Here is a 22456-nt window from a genome sequence, read left to right as displayed (position 1 = left end):
AATTTGAAAAAGGGGGCAGTACATTATCTCATATCCAAATTAAGGGATTTCTTACTATTTGTGTTTCTAGTTGGGCTAGGCTTTAATACCTTGGCCCAGGATAGGGGCGCAGAGGAAAGCGGTGCGCAAGAGGTAGATTCCCTTAAAACCGGGGTTGCTCTGGGAAAACTGGTGATGGAAAATCCAGATAGCATCGTCTCCAAATATACCTATGACCCTCAGTTAGATCGCTATATTTACACGGTGAGCGTGGGCGATTATGATATTACCTATCCCATTATCCTTACCCCCGAACAATACATGGAATTGGCCCGCCGTGAGGGGATGAAAGCCTATTTTAAGGAGAAAATAGACGCCTATTCCGGAAAAAAAGAAGGTTCCGAAGCGGCTAGGAAGAACTTGCTCCCCAATTTTTATGTAAACAATAGTTTTTTTGAAAGTGTATTTGGAGGGAATACCATAGAGGTGATTCCACAAGGTTCTGTAGCTATGGATCTAGGGGTTATTTGGCAGAAGAATGACAATCCTTCCCTATCTCCGCGAAACCGTACCAATCTTTCCTTCGATTTTGACCAGCGCATCAGCCTTAGTATGCTCGGTAAAATTGGAGAGCGCTTGCAGGTTACCGCTAATTACGATACCGAGGCTACTTTCGATTTTCAAAACCTGGTAAAGTTAGATTATACACCCTCCGAAGATGATATCCTCCAGAAAATAGAAGTGGGTAATGTAAGCATGCCGCTTAACAGCTCCTTAATTACCGGAGCACAGAGCCTATTTGGGGTGAAAACACAACTGCAATTTGGAAAGACAACCGTAACGGGAGTATTTTCCGAGCAACGTTCCCAAAGCAATACCGTGGTGGCGCAAGGAGGCGGTGCCGTAAACGAATTTGAACTGAGGGCGCAAGATTACGATGCCGATAGACACTTTTTCTTAGCTCATTATTTTAGGGATAACTATGATGCCGCCTTGGAAAACTATCCTTATATCCGAAGTCAGGTGCAGATTACCAGGCTAGAAGTATGGGTAACCAATAGAAGTCAGCAAACCCTGAATATTAGAAATGTGGTGGCAATTCAGGATTTGGGGGAAATCTTAAGCGATAGAACGCGTATTGGAAACAATAACGGAGATCCCGCAGGGTTCTTTAACCCATCGGCTGCTGGGAACTTACCACGCAACGCTGCCAACGATTATGACCCCGGACTCATTGGAAACGGAGGGGCCTTAAATCAGAATGTAAGGGATATTGCTACCGTAAAAAGCGGCTTCAACGTTCCTGGATACACCGTAAACCAAGGTTTTGATTACGCTATCTTGGAAAATGCCCGTAAATTGGAGCAAGGCAGGGATTTTACTTTTAATCCCCAACTGGGATACCTATCCCTTAATCAGCGACTTAGTAACGACGAGGTGTTGGGTGTGGCATTTCAGTACACCTATAATGGAGAGGTGTATCAGGTAGGGGAATTTGCCAATGGCGGCTTAGATGCCACTACCGTATCCCCAGGGGCCGAAGTACCTGTAAATAATAATACCTTGATCCTGAAGTTGCTGAAAAGTAACATTACCAATGTAAAAGATCCTATCTGGGATCTTATGATGAAGAATATTTATGCTACAGGGGCCTACCAGTTAAGTCAGGACGACTTTAAATTTAACATCCTCTATAACGAAACCACTCCCAGGAACTATATTACTCCGGTAGAATCGGGTCCGGGTAGTGGGTGGCCCACAACGCCCAAAGCTTTGGAGGAACGAATACTATTGGAGGTGTTTAATCTAGACCGACTAAACAATTACAACGACATTCAGCCTGGGGGCGACGGATTCTTCGATTATGTCCCAGGAATTACCATCGACCCACAGTCCGGAAATATAATCTTCACCAAGGTAGAGCCCTTCGGAGAATTCTTGTTCAAGCTGTTGGGAGGCGGAACCTATGAGGTAGAAAATGACCAGGGGTATAATGCCAATCAGAAGAAATACGTATTTAGGAATATGTACGCCCTGCCATCCGCAGCCGCACAGCAAGATGCAGATAAGAATAAGTTTATCCTAAAGGGAAGGTATAAATCCCAAGGGGCAAGTGGTATCCCAATTGGGGCATTTAACGTTCCCCAAGGTTCGGTCCGAGTAACTGCAGGTGGGAGACAGCTACAGGAAGGGATAGACTATACCGTAAATTATCAGGCGGGAACTGTGCAGATTTTGGACCCTAGCTTGGAAGCTTCCAATACACCCATTAATATTTCTGTAGAGAACAATGCCGTTTTCGGTCAACAGACGAGGCGTTTTTCTGGGGTGAATGTGGAGCATCAGTTCAATAAAAACCTGATGTTTGGCGGTACCTTGTTAAACCTGAATGAAAGACCATTAACACAGAAATCCAACTACGGGGTAGAACCGGTGAATAATACCATCTTTGGGCTAAATAGTAATTTCTCTACCGAAGTACCCTTCCTTACTCGCTTAGCGAATAAACTTCCCAATATTGATACCGATGTGGCTTCTAACCTATCGGTCCGGGGCGAAGTGGCCTTTTTAAAGCCCAATTCTCCCAAAAATGCCAATTTTCAAGGGGAAACCACTACCTATTTGGACGATTTTGAAGGGGCGCAATCCCTAATCGATATTCGTTCCTTCCTGGGATGGTCCTTGGCGAGTCCGCCTGTAGAATATTTGGCAGGGGATAACAGTATGGAATCTGGGTTTGGTAGGGCTAAACTGGCCTGGTATACCATAGACCCCATCTTTTATAGTAACCAGCGCCCATCGAGCATTAGGGACGACGATATTTCTACCAATGAAACTAGGCGAATCTATATTCAGGATATCTTTAACCAAGACGTGCCGCAGGGGCAGACCCTAGCCCAAAATACCCTGGATCTGGCCTATTACCCACAATTAAAAGGGCCTTACAATGCCCATCCCGATTTTGATGGAGCGCAGCCAGAGGAGAAGTGGGGCGGAATAATGCGACCCCTTAACAGTACTAATTTTGAGCAGTCTAATGTGGAATACCTACAGTTTTGGGTACTAGATCCTTATGTAGATGGGAAAGCTACCAGTGCAGGGGAGCTGGTGATCAATTTTGGAAATATTTCCGAGGATATTCTACCCGATGGGAGAAAGCAATATGAGAATGGATTGCCGGTAAACCCAGAATCTAATGACCTTACCTATAAAACTGCCTGGGGAAAGGTGCCCGCTACCCAGTCTTTGGTGTATGCCTTTGATGCAGACGAGAACAATAGAAAAAAGCAGGATGTGGGCCTAGACGGCCTTAACGATGAAGAGGAGGCAACCTATACCTTTGCGGGTGGAATTTCCTATAACGGACCTCCAGAAGATCCTGCCTTAGATAATTATGAGTATTTCCTGGATAGGGAGGGGAGTATCCCAGAGCGCTATTTAAATTACAATAACCCCGAGGGGAATTCACCAGTAGGTTTAGGCAATAAGAGTAGGGGGAGTACTACCTTGCCCGATGTGGAGGATATTAATAGGGATGGTACCATGAATACGGTGAATAGCTATTTTGAATATCGCATTAAGGTGAAGCCGGGAACCACTATTAACGACACCTATGTAACGGATATAAAGGAAGGAGTTACCCGTACCCTGCCCAATGGTAATAATTTGAACGAGCGCTGGATACAATACAAAATTCCATTACGGGATTTTACCGATGCCAAAGGGGGGATAAGCGACTTTAGGTCCATCAGTTTTATGCGGATGTTCCTCACCGGATTTTCTAGTGATGTAATTCTGCGTTTCGCCACCTTAGACCTTGTGCGTGGGGATTGGCGTACCTATACCCGATCCTTACAACCAGAAGTAGATTCCGATCCCTCCAATGATGGGACCCTGGTAGATGTGAATGCCGTGAATATTGAGGAAAATGCCAATAGATCACCTATTCCCTATGTATTGCCGCCAGGGGTAGAAAGGGAGCGACTCAATAATAACAATACCATAATTAGACAGAACGAACAGTCTATGTCCTTTAAGGTAGAGAATTTGGAACCTAAGGACGCTAGAGGAGTTTTTAAAAATATTAACGTAGATATTAGGCAGTACAAACGATTAAAAATGTTTATGCATGCCGAGGAGATTGTGGAATCCGATTATGCCGATGATGAGCATCCCTTGGTTGGATTTTTAAGGATAGGAAGCGACCTTTCCCAGAACTACTACCAAATAGAACTGCCCTTGCAGTTTACCCCTTTTGGAACAAGTTCGGCCACCGAAATATGGCCAGATGTAAATCAGCTAGACCTGGCTCTGGACGATCTGTCGAAAGTAAAATCGGCAGGTATTGCCTCCCAAAGCCTCCAAACCGTAAATTACTACGAATTGGTAGATGGGGAAGTGGTTCAGGTAAATGAATTTGATCCCCGAACCCTAGGAAGGGTACGGATTGGGATTCGTGGAAATCCCTCTTTGGGAAGTATCCGCAGTATGATGGTGGGTATTAAAAACGATGATGACCTGCCCGCCCGAGGGGAGGTTTGGTTTAACGAGCTTCGCTTGGCCGGATTGGATAATAACGGCGGATGGGCAGCCGTAGCAGCAATCGATATGAATATGGCAGATTTTGCCAACCTCTCTGCCACAGGAAGCAAAAGTACCTCTGGCTTTGGTGCCTTGGATCAAATGCCAAATGAGCGTGCTAGAGAAGATGCCATTTCTTATGATATGGTCACCAATGTTAATTTTGGCCAGCTCTTCCCAAGAAACTGGGGGCTTCAATTGCCATTTAATTACGGTATTTCGGAGCAACTGATTACGCCAGAATTCGACCCAGTGTTTGACGACTTAAAACTAAAGGATAGAATTGCAGCTGCAGATAATGCTGAGGATGCCGAGGCTATAAAACAACAGGGAGAAGATTATACAAAGCGTACCAGTATTAATTTTATAGGGGTTAGAAAAGACAAGGCGCCAGAATCGGAATCCCGTTTCTACGATGTAGAGAACTTTACCTTTAATTACTCCTATAACGAGGTGAATCATCGCGATTTTGAGATTGCAGAATTGCACGACCAGAATGTGGTGACCGGCTTTGTGTATAACCATAATTTTAACCCGCTTTCCGTAGAGCCCTTTGCAAAAAAGGACTCCTTATTTACTAGTAGGTATTGGAAATGGCTGAAAGATCTAAATATAAACGTGCTACCGGCAAGTGTAGCCCTTCAGTCTAATATCAATAGGGCCTTTAATCAGCAGAAGTTTAGGGATGTATTTGAGCCTGGGGTGGAAAAGCTAGAGTTGCCGTTCTTGCAACAACGTAACTACCTTTTTAATTGGCAGTATGCCATTAATTATAGTCTCACTAAATCCTTGCGACTAAATCTTACCGCCTCCAATAATAATATTGTTCGCAACTATTTTGCGGAAGATGGAAATCCGGATGCAGGGATAGACCCCGCTTTGGGGCTTTGGGACGGATTTTTTGATATTGGGGAGCCTAACAGGCATTCCCAAGAAATGCAATTGAACTATGAACTTCCATTTAATAAGATTCCTTTCCTGGATTTTATTAATGCCCAATACACCTATACCAGCAATTTTGACTGGCAACGAGGAGGCGATGCCATACGCGAAGTGGCAGGGGGGGATGTAAATACCGTGCAAAATGCCAATACCCATAACCTAACTACCTCTCTAAGCATGCAGAAATTGTACGATTTTATTGGGTTGGGAAGAAGAAATAGAGCAACGCCCCCAAGGCAGCAGGGTGTCCTGTCCAATGCTGGGAATGGCCCAGGAAGTAACGACCAGAAATCCGCCGCAAGAGGTAGTGATGCCCTTTTGGATGTGCTTACTATGGTAAAGCGTATAAATCTTACCTATAGCGAGAATAATGGGAAAGTGTTGCCAGGGTATACCCAGTCGGTCGGTTTTATAGGGACTGCAAAGCCTAGCTTAGGTTTTGTGTTTGGGAATCAGTCCGATGTGCGTTTTGAGGCGGCTAGGAACGGATGGTTAACTACCTTTCCGGAATTTAGTCAGCAGTATGTGAAAAATACCAATAGGCAGTTGAATATTACCGCTACCGCACAACCTATGCGAGATTTAACGATCGATCTAGTGGCAGATAGACAGTTCTCTGAAAGCTATAAAGAAAGTTTTAAAGTGACCGACCTTGGAAACAATGCCTTCGAATATGTGAACCTCTTGGGGAATAATTATGGGAGCTTTAGTATTTCTACCCTGATGATTGGTACGGTATTCAATAAAAGTGACGAGTTTGGTTCTGCTAATTTTGAGACCTTTAAAGAAAACCGTATAACCGTGGCCAATAGAATTGTGGCCGAGCGAAACCACGAAACGGGCAATGTAGATGAGGACGGCTTCCCAGAACGATACGGAAAAACCAGTCAAGACGTATTGTTGCCAGCATTTTTTGCCGCCTATACGGGGCAGGATGCCAACAAAGTAAATTTAGGTGCTTTCAGGAATGTGCCCATTCCCAATTGGAATATTAAATATACAGGCCTCATGAGGAATGCTTGGTTTAGGGAGAAATTTAATCGCTTCTCTTTAACCCACGGGTATAGATCGGCCTATAGCATCAACTCCTTTCAGACCAATTTGGAGCGTACCCAAATGGTGAATGAGGGCTTAGAGCCCATAAATAGAGAAAATCAAGACTTCCTGCCGAAGACCATTATGAACAACGTAGTGCTAACGGATCAATTTAATCCGTTGGTGAAGGTAGATTTTGAAATGCGAAACTCCATGAGTGTCCTTGCCGAAATTAGAACCGATAGGGCCTTGTCCTTGAGTTTTGATAATAATTTAATGACAGAAATTACTGGGAAGGAATATACCCTAGGGCTGGGATATAGATTTAAGGATGTACAATTGGTTACCAATATTGGCGGAGAGCAACAGCGACTAAAAGGAGATCTAAACCTAAAGGCAGATGTTACCCTTAGGGACGATGTTACCATTATAAGGAACTTGGATATAGACAACAATCAAATAACCTCCGGGAAAAATATTATGTCGGTTAAGTTTAGGGCAGATTACGCTCTAAGCAAAAGCTTAAACGCCCTATTTTTCTACGATCATTCCTTTTCCAAGTTTGCGGTTTCTACCGCTTTTCCCCAGACGGCTATCAATACTGGGTTTACCCTAATTTACAACTTCGGGAATTAAGGATACCATTGTAAGCGTGAGGGTGTAGGGTAGGAGGCGTTAAAAATTCCGTATTAATTGGAAAGTTTAAATGCGTAATATAGATTTGCTTCGGATAATCTTTTTAAATTTGTTTTTTTAACAATCAGAAATAATGAATGTACCTTCAGAATTAAAATACACCAAAGACCACGAGTGGGTTAAAATAGAGGGCGATACCGCTACAATAGGAATCACGGATTTCGCGCAGGGAGAGTTGGGCGATATTGTATATGTAGAGGTGGAAACCTTGGATGAGACCTTGGATAAGGACGAGGTGTTTGGATCAGTAGAAGCCGTTAAAACCGTTTCGGACCTGTTTCTTCCCTTAAGTGGCGAGATAGTTGCCTTTAACGAATCCTTGGAAGACGAGCCCGAAATTGTAAACAGTGACCCTTATGGGGCGGGGTGGATCATAAAAGTGAAATTTAGTGACGCTTCCGAGATAGACGAGTTGATGTCCGATGCGGATTACAAAGAATTAGTGGGTGCTTAAGAAATATTTTTTCACCATTGCATTTATAAGCTGGATAGTGTTAGTAACACTGCTCAGCTTATTTTCTTTTAGTGGTACTCATGTACTCCCTGTAATTAGAATACCACACTTTGATAAATTAGTGCATCTTGCATTTTATTTTGGAGCCACTATTCTGGGGACACTGTGTATTTGGGAGCGTACTAACGGAAGGTATACACTTCATAAAACCGTAGGTTGGGCTGTGGGCTATGCAATTTTTTATGGCATAATTATTGAAGTTCTTCAGGCGTGGTTTACTACCTATCGCCAAGGCGATATATTAGATGTGCTGGCCAATACTGCCGGGGCTCTTTTGGGAGGACTAGTGGTAAAGTTGATTTTTTCGGGGAATACCTCCCTGAAGTGGAAAAAGTAAAATTTTTTGAATACCTTGTGGACGGTTTCCAAAGAGGCAGCTAAAACGTATATAATTCTTTCGCCCAATTGGGTTTGGTGGTATTGGCTACATTAATAGGATTCTATAGCAAACTTGGCGCTCCTGGAAGGGGTTTTAAAGTTTTTTCCCTATTTTTTGGAAAAAATTTTAAACAGATGAAATAAATATATAAATTAGCGAACATTAAACTTAAAAACTATGGAACTTAAAAAAAATCCAAAGGCGGATTTAACAAGGAATAGCGGACTTTACTTCGTTATTGGTTTGGTGATAGTGTTGTTGTTAACTTGGGGTGCCTTGGAATGGAAAACCTATGACGATGACAATCAATTTGATTATACTATGAACGTGGATGATACGTTGGATGAAGAAGTTCCTATGACTGAACAAATAAAAACACCACCGCCACCGCCGCCACCAGCAGCTCCAGAGATCATCGAGATTGTTGAGGATGAGGAAGAAGTGGAGGAAACTGTAATTGAGTCTACTGAAACTAGTCAGGAAGAAGAGGTAATAGAAGTAGAAGACGTACAGGTAGAGGAAGTAGAAGAAGAATTGGATATTCCCTTCGCAGTTATTGAGGATGTTCCTGTTTTTCCAGGTTGTGAGAACGAAAAAGATAAGAGAGCTTGCTTTAACTCCATGATGCAAAAGCATATTAGAGATAACTTCCGTTACCCCGAAATCGCTCAGGAAATGGGTGTGCAAGGTAGGGTGAATGTAATGTTCGTGATTCAAAAAGACGGTAGTATCGGTAATGTAAGGATGAGAGGACCGGATAAGAACTTGGAGGAGGAAGCGGCTAGGATCATTGGTAAATTACCGAAAATGACTCCTGGAAAGCAAAGAGGTAGAGCTGTACGTGTGCCTTTTAGTATCCCAATTACTTTTAAGTTGCAGTAGTTAACAGTATTTAAGATAAATGACATCCCGGGCCTTGGTCCGGGATTTTTTTTTGCTTTTTAGTTTCTCTTCGGAATTTTTCTGATGGGTAGTCCATCCAAAATGGTATTTTCTAGACCTACTCCTAAACCTTCACGGTGAGCCTGCTGTTGGCCAGTGAGGTAGCATCTTGAGGTAGCTACTTCCCTGTTTACTGTAATGAATTAGGTTCTATAGGCTGCACAGCCTGTAATAAACCTTGTTAATTGGTTGCAAAAATATGGAAGGCAGTGTATCTTTGCGCACTTATTATAAAAGGGTGATGAAAACGGTGGTTGGTTCGGTTAAAGGCGCTTCCTTTGCAATGTATTTTTCTGACTTTAAAGAAATTACAAAGGTTAGGCTGGCTGTAAGTGTTGTTTTTTCTTCCATTGCTGGATATATGTTGGGTGCCGTTGAGGTAAACTTAGTGTCCATTTTAATACTTGCCTTTGGGGGGTATTGCATGGTGGGAGCTTCAAATGCGTATAATCAGGTTATCGAGAGAGACTTGGATGCCTTGATGAAGCGTACTAGAAACAGGCCTATTCCTGCAGGAAGGATGTCGGTGGCAACTGCCATGACTATTGCAGTAACGCTTACCATTCTAGGCATTGTGACCCTTTATTTCCTTAACCCCAAGACAGCTATGTTTGGGGCAATTTCAATTTTCCTATATACCAGCGTTTATACGCCCTTAAAGACCAAGACGCCTTTGTCTGTCTTTGTTGGTGCTTTTCCCGGGGCAATCCCCTTTATGCTTGGTTGGGTGGCTGCTACCGATAATTTTGGAATTGAGCCAGGGACCTTATTTATGATTCAATTCTTTTGGCAATTCCCCCATTTCTGGGCGTTGGGCTGGATGTTGGATGACGACTATAAGAAAGGCGGATTTAAGATGTTGCCCACTGGCAAAAAAGATCGGGGGACCGCTTTGCAAATCATAATGTATACCCTTTGGATGATACTGATCTCTATTATTCCAGTCTTTGGGTTTACAGGGCGCTTGCAACTATCCGTAGGTGCTGCGGTGCTGATTTTTATAATGGGGCTGGTGATGCTGTTTTTCGCGTTTCGTCTCTATGAAAAAAGGGATAATGCCTCTGCACGTAAATTGATGTTGGCCAGTGTTAGTTACATAACTTTAATGCAGCTGGTATACGTAATAGATAAATTTATTTAATAAGATGGACTTAACAAAAGGGACAGATAAAGTAAAGAACGAAAGGGCAAGAAAGATGATGCTTTGGTTTGCTATTGTAAGCCTTGTAATGGGGTTTGCAGGTTGGACCAGTGCCTATATTGTTAGTAGCTCTAGGGAAGATTGGTTGCACGACCTTTCCCTGCCATCTGCTTTTTTAGGTAGTACCATTGTGATAATCTTAAGTAGTATCACCTATTGGTTGGCCAAAAAGGCAATTGCCAAGGATAACCGCAAGCAGTGTTCCAATTACTTGTTGCTTACCTTGGGGTTGGGAATTGCATTTATTGTTTTTCAATTCAATGGATTTTCCCAGATAATTGCACAAGGATACTATTTTACCGGGCCTACTAGTAGTATTAAGATGTCCTATGTGTTCTTAATTGCAGCAGTGCATGTGGTACACGTGGTGGCCGGGATTGTTAGTCTTTCGGTGGTGGTAGTCAATCACTTTAAAGGGAAGTACTCTTCAGATAATATGCTTGGATTAGAACTGGGAGCCACTTTTTGGCATTTCTTGGACTTTCTTTGGTTATATTTGGTCCTGTTTATGTATTTCGTTGAATAGGGGAAACGCCTTATTTTTAAGATGTTCGGCGCGCTTGATCTAAGCCTTATTTAGAATGTGTTTTTTTAACCTTTTTTGAATGGCAATAATTTGGTTTAGCCGAAAAAAATGTAAATTTGTGAAAATTTTATTAACACGATAATTTTTATATGGATTCTACGGTTACTACGGTTGCAGAGGAGAACGTTTGGGACGGAGGGAACAAACCATTAGGTGCTAGCTATGGCAAAATGATGATTTGGTTCTTTATAGTTTCTGATTCATTAACCTTTGCGGGTTTTCTTGTGACATACGGTTTTGCAAGGTTTAAGTTCGCTGATTCGTGGATAATTGCCGATGAGGTATTTACCCACGTACCATTCTTTCATGGAAGTTACCCCATGTATTATGTGGCGTTCATGACTTTCATTCTTATTATGTCTTCTGTTACGATGGTGTTGGCAGTTGATGCAGGGCATAAGATGCAGAAGAAGAAAACAACTTGGTATATGTTCCTTACCGTTCTTGGTGGACTTATATTTATTGGTTCGCAAGCATGGGAGTGGGCTACCTTTATAAAAGGTGACTACGGAGCTTTGGAAACCAAAGGAGGTCGTATCATCCAGTTTCAAGCTGCTGATACCGGAGAGCGCTTGGCACTTAAGGACTTTGCTAAGACCATTCCTAGTGAGCGTGTAAATCACGAACGAAGAAATGGGGTATGGTACTACGGCGAGAAAGAGTTGCCTAGTTATAGTCTTAACGAGGTAATCGAAGGGGTGAAAGCAGATCCCAATGTAGTGGTCCGTGTAGAAAAGCTTAACGAAAGAGGCGAGAAAACAGTCCTCTCAAGGGAAGAAAGTCTTAAAAAGCTAGATGAGACTGTAGGAGTGGTAGAAGGAGCCAATCTTATACATAATGAGTACGGGAACAGGCTTTTTGCCGACCTATTCTTCTTTATTACCGGATTCCACGGGTTTCACGTAAGTGTTGGTATTATACTGAATATAATCGTTTTCTTTAACGTACTGTTGGGTACCTATGAGAAACGAGGCCATTACGAGATGGTAGAGAAAGTAGGACTCTACTGGCATTTTGTGGATTTGGTTTGGGTATTCGTATTTACATTCTTCTACTTGGTGTAGATAATCGGATAAAATTATAATTGTCATAAGACTTAAAAAAATATATTTACAATGGCAGAAGATCAAAAGCTTGCAATTTTTAGAGGGTACTGGAAGTTTAAGAGCAACGTTCATAAAATATGGGGGGTATTAATCCTTCTTACCCTTGTTACTGCGGTAGAGGTGATATTGGGGATTATTAAACCAGAGGTTTTGGTGCATAGCCATTTCCTTGGAATGAAGTGGCTAAACTGGATTTTCATAATCCTAACCATAGTGAAGGCCTATTATATTGCATGGGATTTTATGCACCTTAGGGACGAGAAAACCTCCCTTAGAAGGATTATTGTCTGGACTGGGGTGTTTCTAATATCCTATATGGTATTTATATTATTATTCGAGGCAGATTACGTCCATAACGTTTTAAAGGAGGGCTTTATAGCTTGGAACTTCTAACGAATAATTAACAACTAAAAAGACGGTTTAACAACCGTCTTTTTTATTTTTGTACGGCCCCTACAGGGAATGGGCCAACCCTTCTTTTTACAAGATGGCCCTGCTAATATTTTTCAGATGAAAAAAACATTTGTCTTAGTTGTCCTCTTTGTGCTACCTATCCTAATTTATCTTTTTTTTGCTTCAGGAGTTACCAACTTTGGTAGGTTAACCCAGTTGACCGAGGAGGTCGCCGAAGTAGACTTCGGTCAGGATGCCGTATCCCTTGATGGAAAGATTACCATTTTGGGTTTTTTAGGTAAGAATATCCAATACCAGCAGGCACAAGCCTTCAATCTGAATCAGAAAATTTATAAGCGCTTTTATGAATTCAATGATTTTCAGTTTGTGATGGTAATGCCTAAAGGCACCGAGGAAGCGGTAGAATCCCTGAAAAAGGAATTGAACCAATTGGCAGACGCCTCCAAATGGCATTTTGTTTTTGGGGAGGATGAGGAAATCAAAAAGCAATTTAACAGTCTAGAAAGCAATTTAACCCTGGGGGAGGATTTGGGGACGCCCTATGTGTTTATTATAGATAAAGAGCGTAGACTAAGAGGAAGAGATGACGATGAGGACGAAGGGGTTAAATTCGGGTTTAATGCCTTAGAGGTAGCCGAGCTTAATAATAAGATGGTAGACGATGTAAAAATAATTCTGGCCGAATACCGTATGGCCTTGAAGAAGAATAATTCCAATAGAGAGAAATAATGCAAAAAAATAAGTATACCTATGTGTGGGTCTCCTTGGTGGTTTTGGTGTTTGGAATCATTTTTATTCCGCGAATCATTAATCGCTTTCAAGAGGGTACCGTAGTTAAAAGTGGTAGAATGAATTTAAAGGGTGATAACGAACCCTTGGCCTTTGTGGAAATAAATGGGAAGAAGCGAAAAGTTCCTGAATTTGCCTTCGTTAATCAGGATAGCCTCATGATTACCAATAGGGATTATGATGGTAAGGTTTATTTGGTGGAGTTTTTCTTTACCTCCTGTCCTACTATCTGCCCTATAATGAATAGGAATTTAGTGGAGTTGCAAGATGAGTTCAAGGATTTTGACAACTTTGGTGTGGCTTCCTTTACCATTGACCCAGAAAATGATACGCCAGAAGTGCTCAAAACCTATGCCGAAAGATACGCGGTTACCAATATGGATTGGCACTTTTTAACCGGCGACATGAAAGATATCTATGAGTTGGCCAATAATGGGTTTAATATTTTTGCAGCCCATATGCCCGATGCTCCTGGTGGCTTTGAACACGCCGGATTGTTTGCGCTAATCGATAAAAACGGATACATCCGTTCTAGAATGGATAAGTTTGGAAATCCCATTATTTACTACAGAGGGGCTATTACAGAGGCCGAAGGCGTAAATGACCACGGTGAGGAGGAGCAGATCTCTATCCTAAAAGAAGACATTAAAAAACTATTGCAAGAGTAGATGGAAGTTAATTTAGCTAAGGAGAAGAAATTTAATAAGCTTATCAATGTGGTTTCTGTGGTGATTCCGCTGGTAGTTGCCCTGCTTTTTGGGGTTAAATTGCCCAATGTGGAGCCCTTAATGTTCTTGCCGCCCATATATGCTTCTACCAATGCGCTAACAGCAGTTTTATTAGTGGTGGCCGTTATTGCGGTAAAGCAAGGGAAGTTAGGCCTGCACCAAAAACTAATGACAGCTTGCATTGGGTTGTCATTGGCATTTTTAATTATGTATGTGGCGTATCACATGACGGCAGACTCTACTACCTTTGGAGGAGAAGGCAATATTAGGTATGTGTACTATTTTATTCTTATTACACATATCCTCCTGTCTATTGTAATTGTTCCTTTGGTGTTGCGTACCTTTGCAAAAGCATATTTAAAGCAATTTGAAGCGCATAGGAAACTCGCTAAGATTACCTTTCCAATTTGGTTGTATGTAGCAGTGAGTGGCGTAGTGGTTTATTTAATGATATCTCCTTATTATGGAAGCTAATACTAATGTACTGTTTAATAAAGTGGCTAGAACCAGGGTAAAATACCTTTTGGGGTCCCTTTTTTTATTGGTGATGTTGTTCCCGCAGTCGGCATCGGCACAATGTGCCATGTGTAGGGCGGTATTACAGACGGGAGATAATAACGCGGTAGCTGAGGGTATTAATAATGGGATAGTTTATTTAATGGCCGTGCCTTATATATTAGTGGCTGGGGTTTTCTTTTTTGTCTATAGAAAAATGAAATCTTAGTCCAGAACACCAAATACTTCCCGAATGGGGAAGGCATGCCTTTCCTCTTTTTAAAACTTCCTTTCTTGTCGGATGGCTGCTTACCTAGAGCCTCCTGGGCGTTCCGTTTGCCATTTTATATTTATCTACGGCTTCGTTTGGCGATGAATGCCAACTTCTTTGATGCTTTTTACTCATCTCCCTTGCGCTTTTATAGTGCTATTTCTTTTACTCCCCTTTTGCGAAAGGAAAGTTCCTGAATTAGAGCTTGGTATATAGGTTTTATTTGTATTTTACAGCGTAGAACGTTCTTGTTCCTATTTCATCCATCGTACTATTCCCGCGGGTTTATTCGTAATATGGCGTCTTTCCTTAAAAGCTTGTCTTAAAGGAGTAGCTCCAGCGGTAATGCTTTATAGTACATGGTAAATAGGAATAGCCATCTGATTAAATATTTTCACTAAATATATTATGCTGATTATCAGGGTTTTTTGTTTTGATTAAAAGTTTTGTCAAATAAAACTGTAACAAAATTAAGAAGGAATAGTCCTATACCTGTATAAGCTGCTAAAACCTGCTAATTCAATAATAACATGATAGAAATAAAAGACCTTCATAAATCTTATAAGATGGGGAACAATTCCCTTCACGTCTTAAAAGGAATCAATTTTACCGTAGATGATGGGGAGTTGGTAGCTATTATGGGGTCTTCGGGTTCCGGAAAATCTACCCTTCTCAATATTTTGGGGATGTTAGATGTCTTGGATGAGGGGACGTACACGCTAGATGGAGTGCCTATTAAAGATATGAATGAAACTAAGGCAGCGCAATATAGAAATAAGTTCTTGGGGTTTGTTTTCCAGTCCTTCAACCTTATTAATTATAAAACTGCGGCAGAGAATGTAGCGCTCCCCTTGTACTACCAAAAAGTGGGTAGAAAGGAACGAGAAATAAAGGCATTAAAATACCTGGAGCAGGTAGGGCTAAAAGAATGGGCAGGACATCTTCCCAGTGAATTGTCTGGAGGGCAAAAACAGCGGGTTGCCATCGCTAGGGCTATGGCAGCAGAACCTAAGGTATTGTTGGCCGATGAGCCTACAGGAGCCTTGGACAGTAAAACCTCTTATGAGGTGATGGATCTAATTCAGAAAATTAACGATGCCGGTAATACCATCCTCATTGTAACCCATGAGCCAGACATTGCCAAGATGTGTAAGAGAATAGTACATTTAAAGGACGGGGTTATCATAGAGGATGAAAAAATTAATCAAGTAAGAGCTTCTTCATATGTTCAGTAGGGATAATTGGAAGGAGATATTCGATACTATTCAAAAGAATAAGCTTCGTACATTCCTGTCAGGCTTTACGGTATCCCTGGGTATCCTCATTTTTGTGGTTCTCTTTGGTATGGGTAACGGCCTTATCAATACTTTTGATGATTTTTTTGGGGACGATGCCACCAACGTGCTGTTTGTGTTTCCTGGTCGTACCTCCGTTCCTTATAAAGGGTATAAATCCAATAGAACCATTGAATTTGATAACTCGGACTTGGAGGATATAGAAAAAAACCTCGCCATGTTTGTGGAGTATACCACTCCTAGAATCACCCGAAGCGCCCTGGTTAAATATAAAAACGAGTCCAATAATTACACTACCCGTGCGGTAGCCCCTGCACATCAGTATGCGGAAAAGACCATTATGATGAAGGGGCGTTATTTAAACGAGCAGGATATAATAAATAGGACGAAATACGTGGTGATTGGTAGGTTGGTAGAACAAGACTTGTTTGGTAGTAAAAATGCCGTTGGAGAATACCTAGATGTGGGAGGGATAGCCTTTAAAGTTATAGGCGTCTTCCAAGATGAAGGAGGCGATAATGAGGAGCGTTTAATTTATTTACCCTATACCACCAGGCAGCTTATAGAGAAAAACACGGATAAGATCAATCAGATTATCGTGGGATTTAAACCAGAGATCGGGTATGTAGGTGCCATGGCGCTAGACAAAAGTTTGGATAGGTTGCTAAGGGAGAAAAAACATATTAGTCCTGAGGATCAAAACGGATTTTTTATAAGAAACGTCGCCGATCAATTAAAGCAAAACCAGCAATTTGCAAGGGTGCTCCAAATTATAGTTGCTTTTGTAGCCTTTGGGACCATTATAGCCGGGATAATTGGGATTAGTAATATCATGGTGTTTGTGGTAAAAGAACGCACCAAGGAATTGGGAATTAGAAAAGCCCTGGGGGCCACCCCTAAGTCGGTAATCAGTTCCATTTTATTAGAGTCCGTTTTTATAACCACTATTTCTGGATTTGTGGGGATGGTTATTGGCATAGCCATTCTAAACTCCATGGGAGATGAACTGGAAGATTACTTTATCACCAATCCCTATATAGACTTAACATTGGCCATCAGTGCTACCATACTTTTAATTGTGTTTGGGGCCATTGCGGGTTATATTCCAGCAAAGAGAGCCGCCGAAATTAAACCAATCATAGCCCTAAGAGACGAATAATATGCGATTTTTATTTGACCGAAATACATGGCAGGAGATTTTTGGTTCTATTGGAAAAAATAGGACCAGAACCATAATTACCGTAATTGGGGTGTTGTGGGGTATCTTTATTTACATTGCCCTATCCGGTGCCGCAAAGGGGATGGATAATGGCTTTGAAGAGATCTTTAAAAGTGTTGCCAAGAACAGTATGTTTGTTTGGGCGCAAAGTACTAGTATGCCCTATGAAGGCTTTAAAACTGGCAGGCCCATTCAATTAAAGTTGGAAGATGCGACCCAGCTAAAAAATAGGATTCCCGAGATAGAATACATTGCTCCCAGAAACGTAAGGGGTGTATTTGGAGACGCGCCAGGGACCATAGTAAGAGGACAGAAGTTTGGTAGTTATAACGTATACGGCGACTTTCCCGTTTTCACCAAAATTACCACCAAGAAAATTTATGACAACGGCAGGTTTATCAATGATGCAGATATAGAAAAAGCGAGAAAGGTTTGTGTTATTGGGGAGCGTACCGAAAAAGAATTGTTCGAAAAAGGCGAGTCGCCTATAGGGAAGTTTATCAGGATAGACAATGTATACTTCCAAGTAGTGGGAGTACATAAGTTTTCCCAAGGAGGAGGTTTCGATAATGATGGTGATATTTTTATCCCCTTTACCACCTATAGAAAATTATACAACACCGGAAACGACGTGGGCTGGTTTTCTATCGCCGCTTATAATGATGCCGATGTGCTAAAGGTAGAAGAGAGTGTAAAAGCACATTTGAAAAGAATACATAGAGTAAATCCAGATGATGAAAGAGCCTTTGGTTCCTTTAATATTGGAGAGGTGTTTAATAGAATCAGTGGTTTTGCCCAAGGGCTTACCTTCTTGTCTTTAGTAGTGGGGATTGCCACTATTTTGGCAGGGGTGATCGGGATTGGTAATATCTTGTTGATCTCCGTAAAAGAACGTACCAAGGAGATTGGGGTGCGTAGGGCCTTAGGAGCAACCCCCCGAGAAGTACGTGCCCAGATAATTTTGGAATCCGTGTTTCTAACAATGATTGCTGGGATCATGGGTATTATTCTAGGGGCAGGTGTGCTTAGTATAATCAACAACGCCACGGAAGATCTAGATTTTCCCTATTCCAACCCTACTGTTCCCATTCCCTATATTTTAGGCGCCTTGGCCATTATGGTGGTTCTGGGAACCCTAATAGGGCTGATTCCTGCGCAGCGGGCGGTCAGTATTAAACCAATAGACGCATTAAGAGAAGAATAAACATAACCAATTCTAAATAAATAGATACTGAAATGAATAAGATAGTAAAATATGTGCTAATAGGTGTTTTGGTGCTTGGAGCGCTCTGGGCTGCAGCTTTCTTTATTAAGTCCAACAGCAAATCTGCCATATCCTACGAGGTAAAAGCCCCCATCACTACCGATATTGAGAAGAAAACCGTAGCCACAGGAAAGGTTATTCCCGAAGACGAAGTAGAGATTAAACCTCAGATTTCAGGGATAATCGATGAAATATTCCTAAAGGAAGGTGCTAAGGTAAATGCGGGCGATCTTATAGCTAAAATTAAGGTGGTTCCCAATGAGCAGTCCCTTAACCAAGCGAAAGGAAGGGTTAGGAATGCAGAAATAGCCTTGAATAATGTGAAATCTGAGTACGATAGAAATAAAACCTTGTTTGAAAAAGGAGTGATTTCTAGTCAGGATTATGATACCCAAAAGCTACGCTATGACCAGGCGGTGTTAGAACTAGAAAACGCGCGATCGGACTATCAGATAATACGAGTGGGGTCTGCTGGAGGATCTTCGCTGGCAAACACCAATATTAGGGCTACCGTCTCTGGAACAGTCTTGGAGATTCCCGTGAAAAAAGGGGATCAGGTAATACAGAGTAATAACTTTAATGAAGGAACCACCATTGCTACCATCGCAGATCTGAGTGTAATGATCTTTGAAGGAAAAGTAGATGAAGGAGAAGTCGGTAAATTGGAACTGGGGATGCCATTGGAAATAAGCTTGGGGGCCATTAATGATAAAACCTTCGATGCCAAGCTTAGGTTTATAGCGCCTAAGGGATTGGAAGAATCAGGTGCTGTACAGTTTAAGATAGAAGGGGATGTTACCATTGAAGACGAATTCCTAATACGTGCAGGTTATAGTGCCAATGCCTCTTTGGTGCTAGAAAGGAAAGAGAATGTGCTGGCCATCCCAGAAGCGCTATTGCAGTTCGATAAAAAAACCGACAAGCCTTATGTAGAGATTGCCACGGGGCCCGTGGAAGAACAGAAGTTTGAAAGAAGGGATGTGGAAATTGGAATCTCGGATGGGGTAAATGTAGAGATCCTATCGGGAATTACGGAAAATGATAAGGTGAAGGTATGGAATAAAACAGAGCCAATTAAAATAGGAACGGAAGACGAGGAAGAGGCCGAATAAACCAATGACATTATCAATAAAAAAAACAGGATATAGATGAGAATTAATGGTATTATAGGAATATTTCTTTTCAGTTTTGCGACCATCACGGCCCAAGGGAAGAAGTGGACTTTGGAAGAATGTGTTCGTTATGCCGTAGACCACAATTTAACAATAGAACAGTACGAACTGGACTTGGACAATGCTATGATAGATAGGTCCGATGCCATTGGCGCTATGTTGCCTACCTTCAATATGAATGCAAGGATTTCTGGCAATTCGGGCTTGGTTCTGGACCAATCTAGAAACCAGCAGGTAACCGGAACCATCACCACCGCTTCGGGCGGATTTGGTTCGTCCGTTACAATTTTTGACGGGCTTAGGAACATGCATAGATTAAATAGGGCTAAGCTAAATGCCTTGGCCAATCAATATCGCTTAGACAATTTGAAGGACGATATTATGCTGGCCGTAGCCAATGCCTACCTCCAGATACTGTCTAATAAAGAGACATTAAAAGTACTCCGTGCACAATATGCCGTTACCACTCAGGATTTGGATAAAACCAAAGAGTTGGTGAATGCCGGGGTGGTCCCAAATGGTGATTTGTTGGAAATTGAAGCCACCTTGGCCAATCAGGAACAGCAAATAGTAAACATGGGAAATAGTGTTTTGCTTTCCCGGATAAATTTGGCTCAGCTTTTACAGATAACCGATTATGAGAATTTTGATATCGTAGAAGAGGAATTTGATATTCCCCCCGCAACGATCTTAGACAATTCCCCGAAATCTATTTTTGAAAAAGCGCTTACCTTTAGGAATGATATTAAATTCTCCTTGTCCAATGTAGACTTGGCGATAAAGGACCTGCAAATAGCCAAGGGGGCCGTTTACCCTACTTTGGGAGCCTTTTTTAATTATGGGACACAGTATTCCAGTGAATTTAGAAATCCGGCTACAGGAGAGCGAATTCCCTTTGCAGATCAGTTGTATCTAACCGATGGAATTTCATATGGCTTGCAATTGAATATCCCCGTGTTTAACGGCTTTAGCACCAGAAATGCGGTGCAGCGAGCCAAAATCAACGTAGAGCGGTCTAAGTTGCAGCACAAGCAAAATAAATTGGATCTGGAGACAAATATCAATCAGGCTTATGTAGATGTAACCAGTTATGCCAAGGCGTACGAGGCAGCAGAAAAAACACTGGAAGCAAGGCTGTTGGCATACGAATACTCTAGAGACCGATTTAATGTGGGTTTAATGAACTCCTTCGACTATAGTCAGGCGCAATCCCGTGTAGATAATGCGGAAGCAGAGCTTATCCGTACCAAATACGATTATATTTTTAGATTAAAAGTGCTCGAATTTTATTTTGGTCTGCCAATAGTTTTAGATTAAGTTATATTTGTAGCCTATATGGCGATACTATTAAACTTGGAAACGGCAACCACCAATTGTTCGGTGAGTATTGCCAAAAACGGAAAGCAGATCCTTTTAAAAGAGGATAATAGCCCTAATTACTCACATTCAGAAAAACTACATGTTTTTATACAGGAAGCTTTGCAAGAGGCTTCCTTGTCTTTTAATGACCTTTCGGCCATTGCCGTAAGTAAAGGCCCTGGTTCCTATACCGGATTGCGAATAGGAGTGTCTGCGGCCAAGGGATTGTGTTTTTCATTGGATCTCCCCTTAATATCGGTTGCTACGCTAGAGAGCTTGGCCAAGCAAGCCACCCCCAATACCTATAAGTATATTATTCCTGTTTTAGATGCAAGAAGGATGGAAGTGTATTCGGCCATTTTTAATACGCAAGGAGAACAACTAAGGGAAACCATGGCCGAGATTATAGAGGAAGGCCATTTTATGGAGTATGCAGAACAAGGGCCGGTGCTGCTCATCGGGGATGGGGCAGAAAAATGTAAGGAACTCTTAGATCATCCTAACTTTACTTTTGAAACTGCCTTGCCAACAGCACAGCAAATGGGAGAACTCTCCTATAAAAAGTTCAAAGTAGGCGATTTTGAGAATGTCGCCTACTTTGAACCCTATTACTTAAAAGATTTTATTCTAAAGACCAAGAAGAAGTCCTAAGCCTTTGCATTGTGTATTACCCGTTGTGGGAATGGTATTTCTATACCTGCCTCATCAAATCGATACTTAAGCTCTTCTATTACATGGAAATGAGCCCCCCAAAACACGCTGGTTTCCGCCCAGAAGCGTAGGGAAAGATTTACGGAGCTATCCCCCAATTCGGCAACAAAAACCTGTGGAGCAGGATCCTTTAGTATGTTCTCGTTCTCAGCACATATTTGCAAAAGGATTTCCCTAGCTTGTTTGATATTAGCATCGTACCCAATCCCAATGGTAATATTATCCCTTCTTGTGCTTTGCGCATTGTAGTTAATAATATTGTTGTTAGACAATTGTCCGTTAGGGATAATGGCAATTTGATTTCCAGCAGTACTGAGCTTTGTGGTAAATATCGTGATTTCCCTAACCGTACCGTCTACACCCTGTGCAGATATCCAATCGCCTACCTTAAAAGGCTTAAACAATAAAATGAGGACACCACCAGCAAAATTGGACAAGGACCCCTGTAAGGCCAGACCAACAGCAAGACCAGCGGCACCAATAATGGCGATTAGTGAGCCAGATTCTACTCCTAGCTGGGTGATTACAAGAACGAAAAGCATTATTTTAAGCCCAATATTGATAAAACTTCGCAGGAAGCTCTCCAATGATGGGTCGTAATCCGTCTTCTCAAAGAATTTACGCACCAAACGATTGATGATTTTTATAGCCCATGAGCCTAAAAAATAGATGAGAATGGCCATTCCTAAGCTTGGAAGTGCCTTCCACATAAATGCCACTGCCTGATCCCAGTGTTCTTCGTAATTTGTAATAATATCGATATCCATAAATTTTAAAT

19 protein-coding genes are annotated in these 22456 nt (G+C 41.8%); 18 read left to right on the top strand and 1 reads right to left on the bottom strand.

Features of this window, described 5'->3' with window-relative positions:
- Positions 1-3: 3 nt before the first annotated feature.
- The 18 genes from sov to tsaB all read left to right on the top strand — a co-directional run bounded on the left by sov (position 4) and on the right by tsaB (position 21618).
- A complete protein-coding gene (gene sov, locus BV214_RS08245) occupies positions 4-7173 on the top strand; it encodes a T9SS outer membrane translocon Sov/SprA (RefSeq protein WP_394334926.1) in 7170 nt (2389 codons plus the stop codon).
- 133 nt (positions 7174-7306) lie between these two features.
- Positions 7307-7687, top strand: coding sequence for a glycine cleavage system protein GcvH (gene gcvH, locus BV214_RS08240; RefSeq protein ID WP_086477027.1), 381 nt, complete (start codon positions 7307-7309; stop codon positions 7685-7687).
- 37 nt (positions 7688-7724) lie between these two features.
- Positions 7725-8084 carry a VanZ family protein gene (locus BV214_RS08235; protein ID WP_176328482.1) on the top strand — a complete coding sequence of 120 codons (360 nt, stop codon included), beginning with the start codon at positions 7725-7727 and terminating at the stop codon, positions 8082-8084.
- A 219-nt stretch (positions 8085-8303) separates the two neighbouring features.
- Positions 8304-9008: an energy transducer TonB gene (locus BV214_RS08230; RefSeq protein WP_086477025.1), complete on the top strand. Its 705-nt coding sequence runs from the start codon at positions 8304-8306 to the stop codon at positions 9006-9008.
- Between the two features lie 301 nt (positions 9009-9309).
- A complete protein-coding gene (gene cyoE / locus BV214_RS08225; RefSeq protein ID WP_086477024.1) occupies positions 9310-10209 on the top strand; it encodes a heme o synthase in 900 nt (299 codons plus the stop codon).
- Positions 10210-10213: 4 nt separating this feature from the next.
- On the top strand, positions 10214-10795 hold the full coding sequence (locus BV214_RS08220) for a cytochrome c oxidase subunit 3 (RefSeq protein WP_086477023.1): 582 nt from the start codon (positions 10214-10216) through the stop codon (positions 10793-10795).
- 149 nt (positions 10796-10944) lie between these two features.
- Complete coding sequence (locus BV214_RS08215; RefSeq protein WP_086477022.1) at positions 10945-11919, top strand: cytochrome c oxidase subunit 3; 975 nt, start codon at positions 10945-10947, stop codon at positions 11917-11919.
- Between the two features lie 51 nt (positions 11920-11970).
- Positions 11971-12354 carry a cytochrome C oxidase subunit IV family protein gene (locus tag BV214_RS08210; RefSeq protein WP_086477021.1) on the top strand — a complete coding sequence of 128 codons (384 nt, stop codon included), beginning with the start codon at positions 11971-11973 and terminating at the stop codon, positions 12352-12354.
- 117 nt (positions 12355-12471) lie between these two features.
- Complete coding sequence (locus BV214_RS08205; protein WP_086477052.1) at positions 12472-13104, top strand: thioredoxin domain-containing protein; 633 nt, start codon at positions 12472-12474, stop codon at positions 13102-13104.
- On the top strand, positions 13104-13832 hold the full coding sequence (locus BV214_RS08200; protein WP_086477020.1) for an SCO family protein: 729 nt from the start codon (positions 13104-13106) through the stop codon (positions 13830-13832). Before BV214_RS08205 ends, BV214_RS08200 begins: the two co-directional genes overlap by 1 nt.
- Positions 13833-14366, top strand: coding sequence for a DUF420 domain-containing protein (locus BV214_RS08195; protein ID WP_086477019.1), 534 nt, complete (start codon positions 13833-13835; stop codon positions 14364-14366).
- Entirely contained in the window at positions 14356-14616 is a 261-nt protein-coding gene (locus BV214_RS08190) for a hypothetical protein (protein WP_086477018.1), read from the top strand. Before BV214_RS08195 ends, BV214_RS08190 begins: the two co-directional genes overlap by 11 nt.
- 572 nt (positions 14617-15188) lie before the next feature.
- On the top strand, positions 15189-15893 hold the full coding sequence (locus BV214_RS08185; RefSeq protein ID WP_086477017.1) for an ABC transporter ATP-binding protein: 705 nt from the start codon (positions 15189-15191) through the stop codon (positions 15891-15893).
- A complete protein-coding gene (locus tag BV214_RS08180; protein ID WP_086477016.1) occupies positions 15883-17112 on the top strand; it encodes an ABC transporter permease in 1230 nt (409 codons plus the stop codon). The genes BV214_RS08185 and BV214_RS08180 overlap by 11 nt, the downstream gene beginning before the upstream one ends.
- Position 17113: 1 nt before the next feature.
- Positions 17114-18376 carry an ABC transporter permease gene (locus tag BV214_RS08175; protein WP_086477015.1) on the top strand — a complete coding sequence of 421 codons (1263 nt, stop codon included), beginning with the start codon at positions 17114-17116 and terminating at the stop codon, positions 18374-18376.
- A gap of 32 nt (positions 18377-18408) precedes the next feature.
- The gene (locus BV214_RS08170; RefSeq protein WP_086477014.1) at positions 18409-19548 is read left to right on the top strand and encodes an efflux RND transporter periplasmic adaptor subunit; all 1140 of its coding nucleotides are present in this window, start codon (positions 18409-18411) and stop codon (positions 19546-19548) included.
- A 36-nt stretch (positions 19549-19584) separates the two neighbouring features.
- Positions 19585-20925: a TolC family protein gene (locus BV214_RS08165; protein ID WP_086477013.1), complete on the top strand. Its 1341-nt coding sequence runs from the start codon at positions 19585-19587 to the stop codon at positions 20923-20925.
- 18 nt (positions 20926-20943) lie between these two features.
- Positions 20944-21618, top strand: a complete 675-nt coding sequence (tsaB, locus tag BV214_RS08160; RefSeq protein ID WP_086477012.1) for a tRNA (adenosine(37)-N6)-threonylcarbamoyltransferase complex dimerization subunit type 1 TsaB — start codon at positions 20944-20946, stop codon at positions 21616-21618.
- Here tsaB and BV214_RS08155 read toward each other — a convergent pair.
- Positions 21615-22445 carry a mechanosensitive ion channel family protein gene (locus tag BV214_RS08155; protein ID WP_394334925.1) on the bottom strand — a complete coding sequence of 277 codons (831 nt, stop codon included), beginning with the start codon at positions 22443-22445 and terminating at the stop codon, positions 21615-21617. The genes tsaB and BV214_RS08155 overlap by 4 nt on opposite strands.
- Positions 22446-22456: the final 11 nt, after the last annotated feature.

This window comes from Arenibacter amylolyticus, assembly GCF_002150785.1.
Lineage (GTDB): Bacteria > Bacteroidota > Bacteroidia > Flavobacteriales > Flavobacteriaceae > Arenibacter > Arenibacter amylolyticus.
This window is presented reverse-complemented; position numbering and strand designations above follow the sequence as displayed.

Excerpts from the sequence above, each read along its gene's own strand:
- BV214_RS08205 (WP_086477052.1), top strand. The coding sequence starts at position 12,472 with ATGAAAAAAACATTTGTCTTAGTTGTCCTCTTTGTGCTACCTATCCTA.
- BV214_RS08175 (WP_086477015.1), top strand. The coding sequence starts at position 17,114 with ATGCGATTTTTATTTGACCGAAATACATGGCAGGAGATTTTTGGTTCT.
- BV214_RS08190 (WP_086477018.1), top strand. The coding sequence starts at position 14,356 with ATGGAAGCTAATACTAATGTACTGTTTAATAAAGTGGCTAGAACCAGG.
- BV214_RS08170 (WP_086477014.1), top strand. The coding sequence starts at position 18,409 with ATGAATAAGATAGTAAAATATGTGCTAATAGGTGTTTTGGTGCTTGGA.
- BV214_RS08200 (WP_086477020.1), top strand. The coding sequence starts at position 13,104 with ATGCAAAAAAATAAGTATACCTATGTGTGGGTCTCCTTGGTGGTTTTG.
- gcvH (WP_086477027.1), top strand. The coding sequence starts at position 7,307 with ATGAATGTACCTTCAGAATTAAAATACACCAAAGACCACGAGTGGGTT.
- BV214_RS08215 (WP_086477022.1), top strand. The coding sequence starts at position 10,945 with ATGGATTCTACGGTTACTACGGTTGCAGAGGAGAACGTTTGGGACGGA.
- tsaB (WP_086477012.1), top strand. The coding sequence starts at position 20,944 with ATGGCGATACTATTAAACTTGGAAACGGCAACCACCAATTGTTCGGTG.
- BV214_RS08210 (WP_086477021.1), top strand. The coding sequence starts at position 11,971 with ATGGCAGAAGATCAAAAGCTTGCAATTTTTAGAGGGTACTGGAAGTTT.
- BV214_RS08155 (WP_394334925.1), bottom strand. The coding sequence starts at position 22,445 with ATGGATATCGATATTATTACAAATTACGAAGAACACTGGGATCAGGCA.
- BV214_RS08165 (WP_086477013.1), top strand. The coding sequence starts at position 19,585 with ATGAGAATTAATGGTATTATAGGAATATTTCTTTTCAGTTTTGCGACC.
- BV214_RS08230 (WP_086477025.1), top strand. The coding sequence starts at position 8,304 with ATGGAACTTAAAAAAAATCCAAAGGCGGATTTAACAAGGAATAGCGGA.
- BV214_RS08180 (WP_086477016.1), top strand. The coding sequence starts at position 15,883 with ATGTTCAGTAGGGATAATTGGAAGGAGATATTCGATACTATTCAAAAG.
- BV214_RS08220 (WP_086477023.1), top strand. The coding sequence starts at position 10,214 with ATGGACTTAACAAAAGGGACAGATAAAGTAAAGAACGAAAGGGCAAGA.
- BV214_RS08185 (WP_086477017.1), top strand. The coding sequence starts at position 15,189 with ATGATAGAAATAAAAGACCTTCATAAATCTTATAAGATGGGGAACAAT.
- cyoE (WP_086477024.1), top strand. The coding sequence starts at position 9,310 with ATGAAAACGGTGGTTGGTTCGGTTAAAGGCGCTTCCTTTGCAATGTAT.
- BV214_RS08195 (WP_086477019.1), top strand. The coding sequence starts at position 13,833 with ATGGAAGTTAATTTAGCTAAGGAGAAGAAATTTAATAAGCTTATCAAT.